This window comes from Nocardioides ginsengisegetis, from assembly GCF_014138045.1.
GTDB classification, from domain to species: domain Bacteria; phylum Actinomycetota; class Actinomycetes; order Propionibacteriales; family Nocardioidaceae; genus Nocardioides; species Nocardioides ginsengisegetis.
Map to the genome: position 1 here is coordinate 1,535,001 of NZ_JACGXA010000001.1, position 14,928 is coordinate 1,549,928.

Consider the following 14,928-nt stretch of genomic DNA (forward strand, 5'->3'; position numbering starts at 1 on the left):
ATCAAGGGTTCCAGGGTCAAGCTAATCTGCCCTGGGTAAGTCGGGACCTAAGGCGAGGCCGACAGGCGTAGTCGATGGACAACGGGTTGATATTCCCGTACCGGCAAAGTAGCGCCCATGACGAACCTGGTGATGCTAACCATCCGAAACCACGTTTAGCGATCCCTTCGGGGTGAGCGGATGTGGCAGAGCGTGGGACCCGAACTGGTAGTAGTCAAGCGATGGGGTGACGCAGGAAGGTAGTCCAACCGTACCGATGGTTGTGTACGGCTAAGCATGTAGGGCGAGATCTAGGCAAATCCGGATCTCTGACTTTGATGTCGAGCTTGAGATGTGATGGGGAGCCCGTATGGGTGAAGTGGATGATCCTATGCTGTCGAGAAAAACCTCTAGCGAGCTATGCGCCGCCCGTACCCCAAACCGACTCAGGTGATCAGGTAGAGAATACCAAGGCGATCGAGATAACCATGGTTAAGGAACTCGGCAAAATGCCCCCGTAACTTCGGGAGAAGGGGGGCCCGGATCGTGTACCCACTTGCTGGGGAAGCGTGAAGGGCCGCAGAGACCAGGCCCAAGCGACTGTTTACTAAAAACACAGGTCCGTGCGAAGTTGTAAGACGATGTATACGGACTGACTCCTGCCCGGTGCTGGAAGGTTAAGGGGACGGGTCAGCTCTTCGGAGCGAAGCTCAGAACTTAAGCCCCAGTAAACGGCGGTGGTAACTATAACCATCCTAAGGTAGCGAAATTCCTTGTCGGGTAAGTTCCGACCTGCACGAATGGAGTAACGACTTGGGCGCTGTCTCAACCGTGGACTCGGCGAAATTGCACTACGAGTAAAGATGCTCGTTACGCGCGGCAGGACGGAAAGACCCCGGGACCTTTACTATAGTTTGGTATTGGTGTTTGGTTCGGCTTGTGTAGGATAGGTGGGAGACTGTGAAGCATTCACGCCAGTGTTTGTGGAGTCAACGTTGAAATACCACTCTGGTCGTACTAGATGTCTAACCTAGGTCCATTATCTGGATCAGGGACAGTGCCTGATGGGTAGTTTAACTGGGGCGGTTGCCTCCTAAAATGTAACGGAGGCGCTCAAAGGTTCCCTCAGCCTGGTTGGCAATCAGGTGTTGAGTGTAAGTGCACAAGGGAGCTTGACTGTGAGACAGACATGTCGAGCAGGGACGAAAGTCGGAACTAGTGATCCGGCGCCAGCAGGTGGAAGCGGCGTCGCTCAACGGATAAAAGGTACCCCGGGGATAACAGGCTGATCTTCCCCAAGAGTCCATATCGACGGGATGGTTTGGCACCTCGATGTCGGCTCGTCGCATCCTGGGGCTGGAGTAGGTCCCAAGGGTTGGGCTGTTCGCCCATTAAAGCGGCACGCGAGCTGGGTTTAGAACGTCGTGAGACAGTTCGGTCCCTATCCGCCGCGCGCGCAGGAAACTTGAGAAAGGCTGTCCCTAGTACGAGAGGACCGGGATGGACGAACCTCTGGTGTGCCAGTTGTTCCGCCAGGAGCACGGCTGGTTGGCTACGTTCGGAAGTGATAACCGCTGAATGCATCTAAGCGGGAAGCACGTTTCAAGATGAGGTTTCCCACCACGTAAGTGGGTAAGGCCCCCAGCAGAACACTGGGTTGATAGGCCGGAGGTGTACAGCAGCAATGCCCAGCCGACCGGTACTAATAGGCCGAGGGCTTGTCTTACACTCACTTTACTGAAACCACAACGACTAACAATTGTTAGCTGCTGCGATGTTCGCGTCCACGAATCAGATCCAGATGTGCCAGGTGCACATCGATCTAACCAAATAAGCTTGGTGTCATCATGAGGCAATATCCATGATGATTACCGCTAGAGTTACGGCGGCCATAGCGAAAGGGAAACACCCGGTCCCATCCCGAACCCGGAAGTTAAGCCTTTCAGCGCCGATGGTACTGCAACCGAGAGGCTGTGGGAGAGTAGGACGCCGCCGGACATTCTTTTGCGCAGGGCCACCCCTTCGGGGGTGGCCCTGCTGCCAATTTCAGACCTTTTCCGGGCCGCCTGTCGTGCACAGGCCGCCCGCGTGCTTGTCGTCTCCACACCCGAGCTCTGTCGGTCGGCGCACCGTCGGTCCCACGACGTTGGCTGGGACCAGGAGGTGATGTGCATGTCTGCACAGATCAAGGAGAGGGCCGGCGACGGCCCGGGGACGGTCGAGTCCGTCAACGAAGTGCGTCTGGTGGGGCGCATCTCGGCCGCACCGGAGGAGCGTGTCCTGCCCAGCGGCGACAGCGTGTGGCTGTTCCGCGTGGTGGTCGGTCGCACGGGGGACCGCGGTCGGTCCCGTCAGACGGTCGACGCGCTCGAGTGCGCGGCCTGGAGCGGTCGGGTCCGACGCTCGGTGGCCGGCTGGCGCGAGGGCGACGTGGTCGAGGTGACCGGCGCCCTGCGTCGCAGGTTCTTCCAGACCGCGGGCGGTGCGGCGTCCAGGGTCGAGGTTGAGGTGACCGGTGGTCGCGTCATTCGTCGCTCAGAGAGCGGATGAGCACCCCGACGCTGGGCTTCGGCTGGAAGGAGGTCGCCTTCTCCGGGAGTAGGCGACCCGCGGCGACCACGCGGAGCACGAGGTCGAAGTCGAGTGCCGGCAGCAGCAGGGCCACGCCGGTGCCGGGGGAGACGTGCGTGAGCGCGTCGTCGAGCGAGTGGTGGTAGGTCACGCGGTGCGGCGGGCTCGCGAGGGCCGGCACGAGACGCTCGTGGACGATCTCGATGCTGGCGCGGCGCCGCGGGACCTCGATGTCGAGGATGCCCCAGCTTTCGCCGTCGGTCGCGACCAGCGTGGTCGGACCGAGGGCGGCGATCGCTTCGGTGGCGGTGCAGGGGCGCCAGCGCGCGCCGATGGACGCCGCCGCCGCCTCGAGCTCCTGCAGGGTGGTGCCGGCGAGGACCCGGTGGATGGCGCCCATGTAGAGCGGGGTGTCGTCCTGGTCGACGAGCATCGCCAGGCCGTGGTCGGCGGGGCCGCCCGGGTGATCGTGTTGGAGGCGGAGGTAGGCCGCATACCGGTGGTGGCCGTCGGCGATCATCGCGCGGGAGCCGGCCAGGGACGCGTCGAGCCCGGCGAGGGTCTCGGCGTCGCGGATGGCCCAGATCCGGTGCCGTTGCCCGGCCCGGTCGGTGTAGTCCTGATAGGTCGGAGTGGCCATCACGCCAGCGAGGAGCGTCCGCAGCTGTTGGGGTCCCCGGTGGACGAGCAGGATGGGGGCCGGGTGCATCTTCATCTCGTCCATCCGGTCCGCGAGCTCGTCGGCCTGGCCGGGGTGGACCCCCTCGTGGGGGAACACGACCCGCTCGGCCGCGCGGCGGGCGCGGTGGGAGATGTCCAGCGCGCCGACCAGCCCGCGGATCGTGATCCCGCCCGAGGTGTACTCGTGGAGGTAGACCGCGGGGGAGTCGTCGTGCCGCACGAAGCCCTTGTCCTCCCAGCTGACGAGCCGGGCGGAGACGTCACGATATGGCCGCGCGAACGCACGCGCGGAGGAGGGATCGCCGATCCGGCTGGGGGACAGCATCAGTCCGGTGAAGGGGAACAGCCGGAGCGGGCCCGCGAGGTACGGCGGGGTGACCACGCGGCTGTCGTCCATCGGAGCATCGTAGGGTGCGAGCACCGCGAAACCCCGAGGAGGCGCGCATGCTCGGCAGGTCCGAGGAACCACTGGCCACGTCCTACGACCTGGCCATGCTCGACCTGGACGGAGTGGTCTACGTCGGGGGTGAGGCGGTGTCCGGCGCACCCGAGCACCTGGCGGCCGCCCGCGAGGCTGGGATGCGCCTCGCCTTCATCACCAACAACGCGTCGCGGCCCCCGGGACGCGTGGCCGAGCACCTCCGCGAGCTCGGCATCGCGGCTGAGGAGACGGACGTCGTCACCTCGGCCCAGGCCGCCGCCCGGGTGCTCGCCGATCGCTTGGGCAGGGGCGCCCGGGTCGTCCTGCTCGGGGCATCGGGGCTCGAGACCGCGCTCGCCGAGGAGGGCCTCGTGCCGGTGCTGGTCGGGGACGACGACGCGAAGGCGGTGGTCACCGGCTACGGGCCGGACGTGCTGTGGCGCGACATCATGCGGGCCGCGGTGCGGGTGCGTGAGGGCCTGTGGTGGGTGGCCAGCAACACCGACATGACGATCCCCACGGCCTACGGCGTCGCGCCCGGTCACGGGGTCCTCGTCGAGACCATCCGCGCCTTCTCGGGGGTGGATCCGGTGGTGGCCGGGAAACCAGAGCGACCGCTGCTGGACGAGACGATCCGGCGGGTCGGGGGCGACCGCCCCCTGATGGTCGGCGACCGGCTCGACACCGACATCGAGGGCGCCACCAAGGTGGGGATCGACTCGCTGCTGGTCCTCACCGGAGTCACGGGGCTCGCCGAGCTCGTGGCCGCGCGGCCGGAGGAGCGACCGACCTACGTCGCGGCCGACCTGGCCGGGCTGCACGAGGCGCACCCGGCCCCCGAGGCGGCGGAGCAGGGGGCCTCGCTGGGCGGGTGGACGGCGGGCGTCGCGTCGGGGAGGTTGACGGTCGAGGGGGACGGTTCGGCCGACGACTGGTGGCGGGTCGTGGCGAGCGCGTCGTGGCAGTACCTCGACGCGGGCGGGGAGCCGGTCGACGTCGACGGTGTCGAGCCGCCCCTGCCCTGAGCGGGAGCCCGCGCGCGGTAGCCTCGGGCCATGAGCGAGGACCCGGACACCAGCGACACCGCGGCCGAGCGGGTCCGCACCGGCCAGCTGAACGTCGACGAGGTGATCGCCGCGGTCGAGGGGCTCGAGGAGCGCCCGATCGAGGAGCACGTCGGGGTGTTCGAGAGCGCCCACGAGCAGCTGCGGCGCGCGCTGGACCACCAGCCGACCGACCCCGCCTGACCCGCCGTGCCCCCTCGTCGACTCCGGCTGGACGCCGAGCTGGTCCGTCGCGGCCTGGCCCGGTCGCGTGAGCACGCCAGCGAGCTGATCGCCGCCAAGCGGGTCAAGGTCTCGGGAGCGCTGGCCACCAAACCGGCGACCGGAGTGACCACCGACGTCGCCATCGTGGTGGCCGAGGACCCCGACCGCCCCGACTACGTCTCGCGCGGTGGCCACAAGCTGGCCGGTGCGCTGGACGCCTTCGAGCCGGAAGGGTTCAGGGTCGCTGGTCGACGCTGCCTCGACGCGGGCGCCTCGACCGGAGGCTTCACCGACGTGCTGCTGCGCCGCGGTGCCGGCCAGGTGGTGGCGGTCGACGTGGGCTACGGCCAGCTGGCCTGGAAGCTGCAGTCCGACGACCGGGTCGTGGTGCACGACCGGATGAACGTGCGCGATCTGACCCCCGAGCTGATCGGTGGACCCGTGGAGGTCGTGGTGGGCGACCTGTCCTTCATCTCCCTCGAGCTGGTCCTGGACGCCCTGCTCGGCGTGGCCGCCGACGACGCCGACCTGGCCCTGATGGTCAAGCCGCAGTTCGAGGTCGGCAAGGACCGGGTCGGCAAGGGCGGGGTCGTCCGGGACCCCGAGCTGCGGGCCGAGGCTGTGCAGTCGGTGGCCGCGGCCGCGGCCACGCGGGGATGGGGCGCCCGTCAGGTGACGACGAGCCCGCTGCCCGGGCCCTCGGGCAACGTGGAGTTCTTCCTCTGGCTGCGCAAGGGCCCGCCGGAGATCGAGCCGGAGGACATCCACCGTGTCGTGGTGGCTGCCGATCCGTTGGGGGCGCTGGGTGAGAAGGTGGACCCGTGAGCGAGACGAGCATCCCCGCACCAGCGTCCGGTGACGCCGGGACCCGTCGCGTCCTGCTGCTCGCGCACACCGGCCGCGACGACGCGCGCGAGGTGGCCCGAGCCTTCTGCAAGGCCCTGACCGGACACGGCATCGTCGTCCGGCTGCTGGCCGCGGAGGCGCGCGACCTCGACATCGACCCCGACGACCTCGACCCCGCGATCGAGCTCACCGACGGTGAGCGGCACGCGGGGGACGACTGCGAGCTGGCCCTGGTGATCGGCGGCGACGGCACGATCCTGCGCGCTGCCGAGATCACGCACGGCAGCGGCACACCCGTGCTCGGGGTCAACCTGGGGCACGTCGGCTTCCTGGCCGAGGCGGAGTACGACCACGTCGAGTCGACGATCGACGCGATCGTGCACCGGCGCTACACCTCGGAGGACCGGCTCACCCTCGACGTCAACGTCTACCGTGACGGCGAGCTGGTGACCAGCACGTTCGCGCTCAACGAGGCGAGCGTGGAGAAGGCGGCCCGCGAGCGGATGCTCGAGGTCGTCGTGGAGATCGACGGCCGCCCCCTGTCCCGGTGGGGCTGCGACGGCGTCGTGTGTGCGACGCCGACCGGCTCGACCGCCTACAACTTCAGCGCGGGTGGGCCGATCGTGTGGCCCGGCGTCGAGGCGCTGCTGATCGTCCCGATCAGCGCGCACGCACTGTTCGCCCGGCCCATGGTGGTCGCGCCGACGTCCGTGCTGGCCGTGGAGCTGATCGCCCAGACCCCGGGCGCCGGCGTGTTGTGGTGCGACGGCCGCCGCACCGTCGACCTGCCGCCCGGCGCGCGGATCGAGGTGCGCCGCGGCGCCAGCCCGGTGCGCCTGGTCCGCCTCCACGAGGCGCCGTTCACCGACCGTCTGGTCGCGAAGTTCGGCCTCCCCGTCCAGGGCTGGCGGGGCGCCAGCGAGCGCCGCCGCCGCAACGGGGAGGGCGAGGATGCTTGAGGAGATCCGCATCGGGTCGCTCGGCGTCATCGACTCCTCGACCCTGGAGCTCGGCCCCGGGCTGACCGTGATCACGGGTGAGACCGGCGCCGGCAAGACCATGATCGTGACCGCCCTCGGGCTGCTGCTGGGCGGGCGCGCCGACAGTGGAGCGGTGCGCTCCGGTGCCAAGACCGCCCGGGTCGAGGGCGTCGTGCGGGTCGGTGACCTGGCGGCGTTCGCCGCTGCGGTCGAGGAGGCCGGCGGCGAGGTCGAGGACGACCGCGTCGTCCTGGCCCGCAACGTGTCCAGCGAGGGTCGCTCCCGCGCCTTCGTCGGTGGCGCCGCGGTGCCGGTCTCCTCGCTCGCCGAGCTGGCCGAGCCGCTCGTCGCGGTGCACGGCCAGTCCGACCAGCACCGGCTGCTCCAGCAGCGTGCCCAGCGGGACGCCCTGGACCGCTTCGGCGGCGCGAAGACCGCCAAGCTGGTCGCCGCCTACGGCGACCTGTTCCGCCGCCTCGAGGCGACCGAGCGCGAGCTCGAGGAGGTGGTGGCCACGGCACGGGAACGCGCCCGCGAGGCCGATCTCCTGCGATTCGGCCTCGGTGAGATCGAGGCGGTGTCCCCGGAGCCGGGGGAGGACGCCACCCTGGCGGCCGAGGAGACCCGACTGGGCTTCGCCGACACGCTCCGCACCGCCGCCGAGCAGGCCCGTGAGGCGCTCTCGAGCGATCAGGACAACCCCGACGCGCTGGCGACGACCTCGGCCGCGCGCACCCTCCTCGACGGGGTCCGCGAGCACGACAGCGAGGCGGGCGAGCTCGCCGACCGGCTGGCCGAGATCACCTACCTGCTCTCCGACGTGGCCGCCGACGTCGCGTCCTACGCCTCGCGCGTGGACACCGACCCGGCCCGGCTCGCGACCGTGTCCGAGCGGCGGGCGGCCCTGACGGCGCTCACCAGGAAGTACGGCGACACCATCGACGAGGTGCTGGCCTGGTCGGAGCAGTCGGCCCGTCGGCTGCTCGACCTCGACAACACCGATGAGCGGATCGAGCAGCTCCGTGCCGAGCAGCAGCAGCTGCGCACCGAGCTCGCCCACGCCGCAGATGCCCTGTCGACCGCGAGGTCGACGTCGGCGAAGAAGCTGGCCCAGCAGGTCAGCGCCGAGCTGACGCTGCTGGCGATGCCGCATGCGCAGCTCACCATCTCGGTGGTCCAGCACGAGGTGCCGGCCGCCGAGGCCGGCTCCGCCACGGCACGCGGACCGTTGAAGGTGGGCCAGCGGTGGCTGAGGTTCGCCCCCTCCGGCATCGACGAGGTGGAGTTCCTCCTGGCCGCCAACACCGGCTCGGACCCCCGCCCGCTCAACAAGGGTGCGTCCGGCGGTGAGCTGTCCCGGGTGATGCTGGCGCTCGAGGTCGCGCTCGCCGGCACCAGCCCCGTGCCGACGTTCGTCTTCGACGAGGTCGACGCGGGCGTCGGCGGCGCGGCGGCCGTCGAGGTCGGGCGCCGGCTGGCACAGCTCGCAAGGAACGCTCAGGTCCTGGTGGTCACCCACCTGCCGCAGGTCGCGGCCTACGCCGACCGGCACGTGGTCGTGGAGAAGTCGCACGACGGGACCGTCACGAGCTCGGGCCTGACCGTCCTGGACCCCGAGGCCCGCGAGCGCGAGCTGAGCCGGATGCTGGCCGGGCTGGCCGACTCCGACACCGCATTGGCGCACGCGCGCGAGCTCCTCGACGTGGCCCAGCCGGCCCGCGCCCTGGGCTGAGTCCGACCGACGCGCCCGGGCCCCGCGGTTGCCGGGGGAGGTCCAGACCGGTTGAGAGAATGAGCCGGTCATGAAGCTCCCCGCACGCACGCGCGTCCCCGAAGCCCTGCCCGGAATCGTCGGCACCGCCCGCGTGGAGCGTCGCACCCGTGCGCTGCTGGCGCGGCTGCGTCCCGGCGACCTCGCCGTCCTCGACCACGTCGACATGGACCGCTCGACCGCCCAGGCGCTGCTCGACGCCGGCGTCGTCGCGGTCGTGAACGCCTCGCCGATGATCTCCGGGCGCTACCCCAACCTGGGGCCCGAGGTGCTCGCCGGGGCGGGGATCCCGCTCGTCGAGGGGATCGGCGCCCATGGCCTGGCCGCGATCCGCGACGGCGGCACCGTGCGGCTCCACCACGGCGAGGTCTTCGTCGGAGACGAGGAGGAGCCCGTCGCCGCCGGCCGGGAGGTCGACGCCGAGAGCGTCCAGGAGCAGATGGCGGCCGCCCGCACCGGCCTCGCCACCCAGCTGGAGACCTTCACCCACAACAGCGCGGAGTTCCTGCGCCGCGAGCAGGATCTCCTCCTGCACGGCCGCGGCCTGCCCCGGCCCTCGACCCGGATGACCGACCGCCCCGTGGTGGTCGTCGTCAAGGGACACGACCACGCGGCCGAGCTCGCCGCGATCCGGCCCTTCCTGCGCGAGCAGGGCCCCGTGCTGATCGGGGTCGAGGGCGGCGCCGACGTGCTGCGCGAGGCCGGCTACCAGCCCCACATCGTCGTCGTCGACGCCGGCGCCAACGCGGGCGACCAGCCGTCCGCCAAGGTGCTCAAGGGCGCGAAGGACGTCGTGGTCCGGCTCGACCGCGGCGCCGAGCGCGGCTCCACCGACGGCCTCGAACGGCTCGGTATCCGGCCGCTGCGGCTGGAGTCGGGGGCCACCACCGAGGACGCGGCCCTGATCCTGGCCGACGCCGGCGACGCCTCGGTGATCATCGGCGTGGGCATGCACGCCACGCTCGACGAGTTCCTGGACCGACAGCGATCCGGGCTCGCCAGCACCTACCTGACCCGCCTCAAGGTCGGTCCCCGCCTCGTGGACGCCGCCGCGGTGCCGCGCCTCTACTCCGGGCGGGTGCGCCCGCGCCACCTGCTGCTGGTGATGCTCGCCGGGTTCGTCGCCCTGGCGGCTGCGGTGGGCGTGACCCCCGTCGGCCACGAATGGGCCGGACAGCTGACCGACACCCTCACCCCGATCGTGCAAGGACTGCTCCCGTGATCTCCTACCGCCACCACGTCGTCTCGCTCGTGGCCGTCTTCCTCGCCCTCGCCGTCGGCGTGGTGCTGGGCGGCGGACCGCTCAGCGAGCTCGGCCGTGACGCCGCACCCGCCGCAGCCAAGGCCAGCGCCAAGGCCAGGGACGCCAAGCGGACGGCATCGTTCGGCGACACGTTCGCCACCGCCGCCGCGACGTCGCTCTACGGCGATCGGCTCAAGGACCGACCGGTGTCGATCCTGACGATGCCCGGTGCCGACGGCCAGACCGTCAGCGGCCTCGCCGCCCAGATCGAGGCGGCCGGCGGCCGGGTCGCGGGCACGTACGACGCCCAGCCGACGCTCGTGGACGCCTCCCAGAAGTCCCTGGTGGACACACTGGGCAGCCAGGTGATGACCCAGCTCGACGACGGCACCGTGACCTCCGACGCACCGACGTACGACCGCATCGGCCAGCTCCTCGGTCTGGCCATCGCGGGCAGCCCGCTGGCCGCCGACGACGTCAGCTCGATCCGGCAGAGCCTGGCTGGTGCGCAGCTGATGAACTCGCCGGGCGAGTCCGCCCGGACCCCGCTGGTGCTCGTGGTGCTCGGCAAGGACATCGACGAGGCGATCCTGAGCGGGATCCTGTCCGGGCTGGCCAGCAAGGCCACCGGTGTCGTCGTGGCCGACGACGCCCGCAGCGGCGTCGACGGTGAGCTCAAGGGCCTGCGTCAGGAGCCGGTCGCCGACGACGTCGCCACCGTCGACGGGGCCGACTCCGCCCTCGGTCAGGTGACCGCCGTGCTCGCCCTGGCGCGCTCGCTGGACGTGCAAGGTGGCGCGTTCGGTGCGTCGGGATCGGACGGAGCCGTACCTCTCGGGTAGGATGGAGACCCGTGAAGATCGCCAGCCCCACCAAGCACGTATTCGTCACCGGAGGCGTCGCCTCCTCGCTCGGCAAGGGGCTCACGGCGTCCAGCCTGGGTAGCCTGCTGAAGGCACGCGGACTCCGCGTGACCATGCAGAAGCTCGACCCCTACCTGAACGTCGACCCCGGGACGATGAACCCCTTCCAGCACGGAGAGGTGTTCGTCACCAACGACGGTGCCGAGACCGACCTGGACATCGGCCACTACGAGCGGTTCCTGGACACCGACCTCGGTCAGATCGCCAATGTCACGACCGGTCAGGTCTACTCCGAGGTGATCGCCAAGGAGCGCCGCGGCGACTACCTCGGCGACACCGTCCAGGTGATCCCGCACATCACCAACGAGATCAAGGACCGGATCCGCGCCATGGGCGGGCCGGACGTGGATGTCGTCATCACCGAGATCGGCGGCACCGTCGGCGACATCGAGTCCCTGCCGTTCCTCGAGGCGGCCCGCCAGGTCCGCCACGACATCGGTCGCGACAACTGCTTCTTCATCCACGTCTCGCTGGTGCCCTACATCGGCCCCTCGGGCGAGCTGAAGACCAAGCCGACCCAGCACTCCGTCGCCGCGCTGCGCTCGATCGGCATCCAGCCCGACGCCGTGGTGTGCCGCGCCGACCGCGAGCTGCCCACCTCGATCAAGAAGAAGATCTCGCTGATGTGCGACGTCGACGAGGACGCCGTGGTCACCGCCGCGGACGCCCCGTCGATCTACGACATCCCCAAGGTGCTGCACCGCGAGGGGCTCGACGCCTACGTCGTACGCCGGCTCGACCTGCCGTTCCGCGACGTCGACTGGACCGTGTGGGACGACCTGCTCCGCCGCGTGCACCACCCGAAGGAGGAGGTGACCGTCGCGCTGGTCGGCAAGTACATCGACCTGCCCGACGCCTACCTCTCCGTCGGTGAGGCGCTCCGCGCAGGCGGGTTCGCCCACGAGGCCAAGGTGCAGATCCGCTGGATCCCCAGTGACGAGTGCGAGACGCCGGCCGGTGCCGCCCGCCACCTCAGCGACGTCGACGCCATCTGCGTGCCCGGCGGCTTCGGCATCCGCGGCATCGAGGGCAAGCTCGGCGCCCTGACCTACGCCCGCACCCACGGCATCCCGACGCTGGGCCTGTGCCTGGGCCTGCAGTGCATGGTCATCGAGTACTCCCGCAACATGGCCGGCCTCGAGAAGGCCGCGTCCACGGAGTTCGACCCCGACTGCCCCGAGCCGGTCATCGCGACCATGGAGGAGCAGAAGTCGTTCGTCGACGGCGCGGGTGACCTCGGCGGCACCATGCGCCTGGGCCTCTACCCGGCCGACCTCAAGGAGGGCTCGGTGGTGCGCGAGGCCTACGGCGAGGCCACCATCCAGGAGCGCCACCGCCACCGCTACGAGGTCAACAACGACTACCGCGAGCAGCTCGAGGCCGCCGGCCTGGTCTTCTCCGGCGTCAACCCGGACCTCGACCTGGTCGAGTTCGTGGAGCTGCCGCGCGAGGTGCACCCCTACTACGTGGCGACGCAGGCGCACCCCGAGCTCCGCTCGCGCCCGACTCGCCCCCACCCGCTCTTCAAGGGCCTGGTGGGAGCGGCGATCGAGCGCCAGAAGGAGCTGCGCTTCCCGATCGACGAGACCGGGCTGCGCCGCGAGGTCGACGACGAGGACTGAGCTGTGTCCCACCCGTCACTCTGGTGACGGGGGGGATCGCCGTTTGGTCCCCAACGGCAGAAATTCGGGCGAAAATCTGCCGTTGGGGACCAAACGGCGCTCGATCAGCCGCGGGCGCGGAGCACGCGGGCCAGGGTGTCGGTCCCGGTGAGGAGCGTGGCCCGGACCGTCGGGTCGACGCCCTCGTCGGTGGCGATCTTCCGGGCGCGGTCCAGGAACTCCTGGTCGCCGGTGGTCGGGAACATCGCGCGCAGGGTGCCGCCGACGGTCATCATCCCGCCGCCGGTCTGCACGTCGCTGACCCAGTCGAGGTAGCGCTGGGTCCACGGGAGCATCAGCTCGCCCTGCACGGGGCGCCAGAAGGACTGGGCGACGCCCACCATCATGGGACCGACGGGGACCGAGCGCTTCTCGAAGATCGCCTCCCACGCCTCGGCCTTGGCCGCCTCGTCGGGACGCGCGGCCGTCACGCCCAGCGCCCGGACTGCTGCCTCCGGGTCCGGGTCGCGCTCCAGCAGCGCCTCGACCTCGGCGGCGTCGTACGTCCCGAGGGCAGCGCGCCGGGCGAGCACCCGCCAGGCCAGGTCGTTGTCCTCGGTGGCCGCCTTGTCCAGCAGCGCGAAGTGGTCCTCGGAGGTGGCCGAGGCGGCCAGCGTGCGCAGCGCCGGCGCCCGGTGCTCGGGGTCCTCGGCGAGCTCAGCGGCGACCGCTGCCAGCCGGGCGAGGGCGGTGGGGACGGCGACCGGTGCGCTCCACTGGTCGGCCGCACGGAGCGCCATCGCGAGGAACGGCTCGACCACGCCGGCGCTGCGCTCGCTGGCCAGCACGTCGAGGACGCAGGTGAGCAGCTCGTCGGTGGACAACTCGCCCTTGACCAGCATGTCCCAGGCGGTCGAGACCGCGACGGCACGCGAGAGCGGGTCGGGCAGCTGGCCCGCGGACTCCAGGAGGACGCGCAGCGACCGCTCGTCGGGGCGCACGGCCGCGAACGCGAGGTCCGAGTCGTTGAGCAGGTAGAGGTCCGCCTCGGGCAGCCCGTCGACGGCGGTGCGGGGCCCCGTGGTCTCGACGTACGCCGTCCCGGCCTTCTCCAGCGCCTCGCCGTTGCGCTGGTAGACGCCGATCTCGAGGTGGTGGGGGCGGGCGTCCTCGCCGCCGGGTCCGGTGGCCAGGATCTCCCGCCCGCGCATCGCGAGGGTGTCGGTGCCGGCGCGGTCGAACCACTGGGTCGTCCAGGACGACAGGTCACGCCCGGCGGCGGTGCCGACGGCGGACATGAGGTCGTGGAGGCGGGTGTTGCCCCACGCGTGGTCGCGGAAGTAGGCGCGCAGCCCCTCGACAAAGGCGTCCTCGCCCACGTAGGCCACCAGCTGCTTGAGGACGCTCTCGCCCTTGACGTAGGTGATCGCGTCGAAGTTGGCCATCGCCTGGGCGACGTTCGGCACGTCGCCGCGGATCGGGTGGGAGGCAGGGCCCATGTCGACCTGGTAGCCGGTGAGCTTGCTGGCGGCGAGGAACGTCGCCCAGCCATCGGTGTACTGGGTGGCGTTGACGCTGGCCCAGGTGGCAGCCCAGGACGCGAACGCCTCGTTGAGCCACAGGTCGTCCCACCACTGCATCGTCACGAGGTCGCCGAACCACATGTGCGCCATCTCGTGCAGCAGGACCGAGGCGACCAGCGCCTTCTGCCCGTGGGTCGGTGCGCTGCGGAACAGGACCGAGTCGGTCCAGGTGACACAGCCCCAGTTCTCCATGGCGCCGCCCATGCCGGGGACGAAGACCTGGTCGTAGCGCTCCTGGGGGAACGGCTGGCCGAAGCGCTCGCCGAAGAACGCCAGGCCGCGCTCGGTGGTGTCGAGGAGGTCCGCGGCGTCCCGCTCGAGGTACTGCTTGAGCGACTGCCGGCAGTAGAGGCCGAGGCTGTGGCCGCCGCGCTGCTCGCGGATCTCGTGGAACGGGCCGGCGTTGACGACCACGACGTACGTCGACAGCCGGGGCGTGTCCGGGAACCGCCACACCCTGCCCCCGTCGTCGAGGTCCTCGACCGAGTCGGGGGCCCCGTTGCTGGTGACCGTCCACGACTCGGGGGCCGACACGGTGAAGGCGTGCGGCGCCTTCAGGTCCGGCTGGTCGAAGCACGCCCACGCGCGGCGCGCGTCGTCGGGCTCGAAGGACGTCCAGACGTAGACGAGCTTGTCGGAGGGGTCGACGGTGCGCAGGATGCCGGCGCCGGAGCCGGTGTCGGACTGCGCGGCGTGCACGAGCAGGACGTTGTCGGCGGCCAGGTCGGGCAGCGGGATGCGCCCCTCGGCCACCGTCGAGAGGTCGAGCTCGCGGCCGTTGAGGGTGGCGCTGCGGACCTCGGCGGCGCAGTCGACGAACGTCGAGGCGCCGGGTGTCGTGCAGCGGAACGCGATGCGGGAGACCGACTCGAGCACCTCGCCCTCGAACAGCCCGCGCAGGTCCACGGCGATGTCGTAGCGATCGACGTCGAGGAGCGCGCCGCGCTCCTCGGCCTCCTCGCGGGTCAGGCTCTTCGCGTCCACGTTCCCGGCCTCGGTCATGCGCGTCCCTCCATGGGATCTGTCCTCCGTTGGTCTGTCGGAGGGCACGGTAGCGTCAC

11 protein-coding genes and 2 rRNA genes (1 of these 13 cut by a window edge) are annotated in these 14,928 nt (G+C 70.4%); 11 read left to right on the top strand and 2 right to left on the bottom strand.

Annotated elements, in window-relative coordinates:
* From FB382_RS07235 to FB382_RS07245, 3 genes are all read left to right on the top strand, one after another.
* Window positions 1-1,705, top strand: a 23S ribosomal RNA gene (locus FB382_RS07235); it begins 1,425 nt to the left of the window's first position.
* A 155-nt stretch (window positions 1,706-1,860) separates the two neighbouring features.
* A 5S ribosomal RNA gene (gene rrf / locus FB382_RS07240) occupies window positions 1,861-1,977 on the top strand.
* A 174-nt stretch (window positions 1,978-2,151) separates the two neighbouring features.
* The gene (locus tag FB382_RS07245) at window positions 2,152-2,529 is read left to right on the top strand and encodes a single-stranded DNA-binding protein (RefSeq protein WP_182537968.1); all 378 of its coding nucleotides are present in this window, start codon (window positions 2,152-2,154) and stop codon (window positions 2,527-2,529) included.
* Here FB382_RS07245 and FB382_RS07250 read toward each other — a convergent pair.
* On the bottom strand, window positions 2,504-3,628 hold the full coding sequence (locus tag FB382_RS07250; protein WP_182537969.1) for a DUF1015 family protein: 1,125 nt from the start codon (window positions 3,626-3,628) through the stop codon (window positions 2,504-2,506). The two genes, FB382_RS07245 and FB382_RS07250, sit on opposite strands and share 26 nt — an antisense overlap.
* Before the next feature lie 47 nt (window positions 3,629-3,675).
* On the opposite strand from FB382_RS07250, the gene FB382_RS07255 reads away from it, so the two are divergent.
* The 8 genes from FB382_RS07255 (at window position 3,676) to pyrG (ending at window position 12,305) form a co-directional block, all read left to right on the top strand.
* Entirely contained in the window at window positions 3,676-4,677 is a 1,002-nt protein-coding gene (locus FB382_RS07255) for an HAD-IIA family hydrolase (RefSeq protein ID WP_182537972.1), read from the top strand.
* 30 nt (window positions 4,678-4,707) lie between these two features.
* On the top strand, window positions 4,708-4,899 hold the full coding sequence (locus FB382_RS07260; RefSeq protein WP_182537974.1) for a hypothetical protein: 192 nt from the start codon (window positions 4,708-4,710) through the stop codon (window positions 4,897-4,899).
* A gap of 6 nt (window positions 4,900-4,905) precedes the next feature.
* Window positions 4,906-5,745 carry a TlyA family rRNA (cytidine-2'-O)-methyltransferase gene (locus FB382_RS07265; RefSeq protein WP_182537976.1) on the top strand — a complete coding sequence of 280 codons (840 nt, stop codon included), beginning with the start codon at window positions 4,906-4,908 and terminating at the stop codon, window positions 5,743-5,745.
* Window positions 5,742-6,725 (top strand): NAD kinase, encoded by a 984-nt coding sequence (locus FB382_RS07270; RefSeq protein WP_343055516.1) that lies wholly within the window; start codon window positions 5,742-5,744, stop codon window positions 6,723-6,725. The genes FB382_RS07265 and FB382_RS07270 overlap by 4 nt, the downstream gene beginning before the upstream one ends.
* Window positions 6,718-8,478, top strand: a complete 1,761-nt coding sequence (gene recN / locus FB382_RS07275; protein ID WP_182537977.1) for a DNA repair protein RecN — start codon at window positions 6,718-6,720, stop codon at window positions 8,476-8,478. The genes FB382_RS07270 and recN overlap by 8 nt, the downstream gene beginning before the upstream one ends.
* 70 nt (window positions 8,479-8,548) lie before the next feature.
* Window positions 8,549-9,739 (top strand): putative cytokinetic ring protein SteA, encoded by a 1,191-nt coding sequence (gene steA / locus FB382_RS07280; protein ID WP_182537979.1) that lies wholly within the window; start codon window positions 8,549-8,551, stop codon window positions 9,737-9,739.
* Window positions 9,736-10,602: a copper transporter gene (locus FB382_RS07285; RefSeq protein WP_182537981.1), complete on the top strand. Its 867-nt coding sequence runs from the start codon at window positions 9,736-9,738 to the stop codon at window positions 10,600-10,602. Before steA ends, FB382_RS07285 begins: the two co-directional genes overlap by 4 nt.
* An 11-nt stretch (window positions 10,603-10,613) precedes the next feature.
* A complete protein-coding gene (gene pyrG, locus FB382_RS07290) occupies window positions 10,614-12,305 on the top strand; it encodes a CTP synthase (protein ID WP_182537983.1) in 1,692 nt (563 codons plus the stop codon).
* Between the two features lie 104 nt (window positions 12,306-12,409).
* Here the strand turns inward: pyrG and pepN are convergent, their stop codons facing one another.
* Window positions 12,410-14,869: an aminopeptidase N gene (pepN, locus tag FB382_RS07295; protein ID WP_220481289.1), complete on the bottom strand. Its 2,460-nt coding sequence runs from the start codon at window positions 14,867-14,869 to the stop codon at window positions 12,410-12,412.
* Between the last annotated feature and the right edge of the window lie 59 nt (window positions 14,870-14,928).

Bases quoted from the DNA above. Each gene is read 5' to 3' on its own strand.
- FB382_RS07260 (WP_182537974.1), top strand. From the start codon at position 4,708: ATGAGCGAGGACCCGGACACCAGCGACACCGCGGCCGAGCGGGTCCGC.
- steA (WP_182537979.1), top strand. From the start codon at position 8,549: ATGAAGCTCCCCGCACGCACGCGCGTCCCCGAAGCCCTGCCCGGAATC.
- FB382_RS07255 (WP_182537972.1), top strand. From the start codon at position 3,676: ATGCTCGGCAGGTCCGAGGAACCACTGGCCACGTCCTACGACCTGGCC.
- pepN (WP_220481289.1), bottom strand. From the start codon at position 14,869: ATGACCGAGGCCGGGAACGTGGACGCGAAGAGCCTGACCCGCGAGGAG.
- FB382_RS07250 (WP_182537969.1), bottom strand. From the start codon at position 3,628: ATGGACGACAGCCGCGTGGTCACCCCGCCGTACCTCGCGGGCCCGCTC.
- FB382_RS07245 (WP_182537968.1), top strand. From the start codon at position 2,152: ATGTCTGCACAGATCAAGGAGAGGGCCGGCGACGGCCCGGGGACGGTC.
- recN (WP_182537977.1), top strand. From the start codon at position 6,718: ATGCTTGAGGAGATCCGCATCGGGTCGCTCGGCGTCATCGACTCCTCG.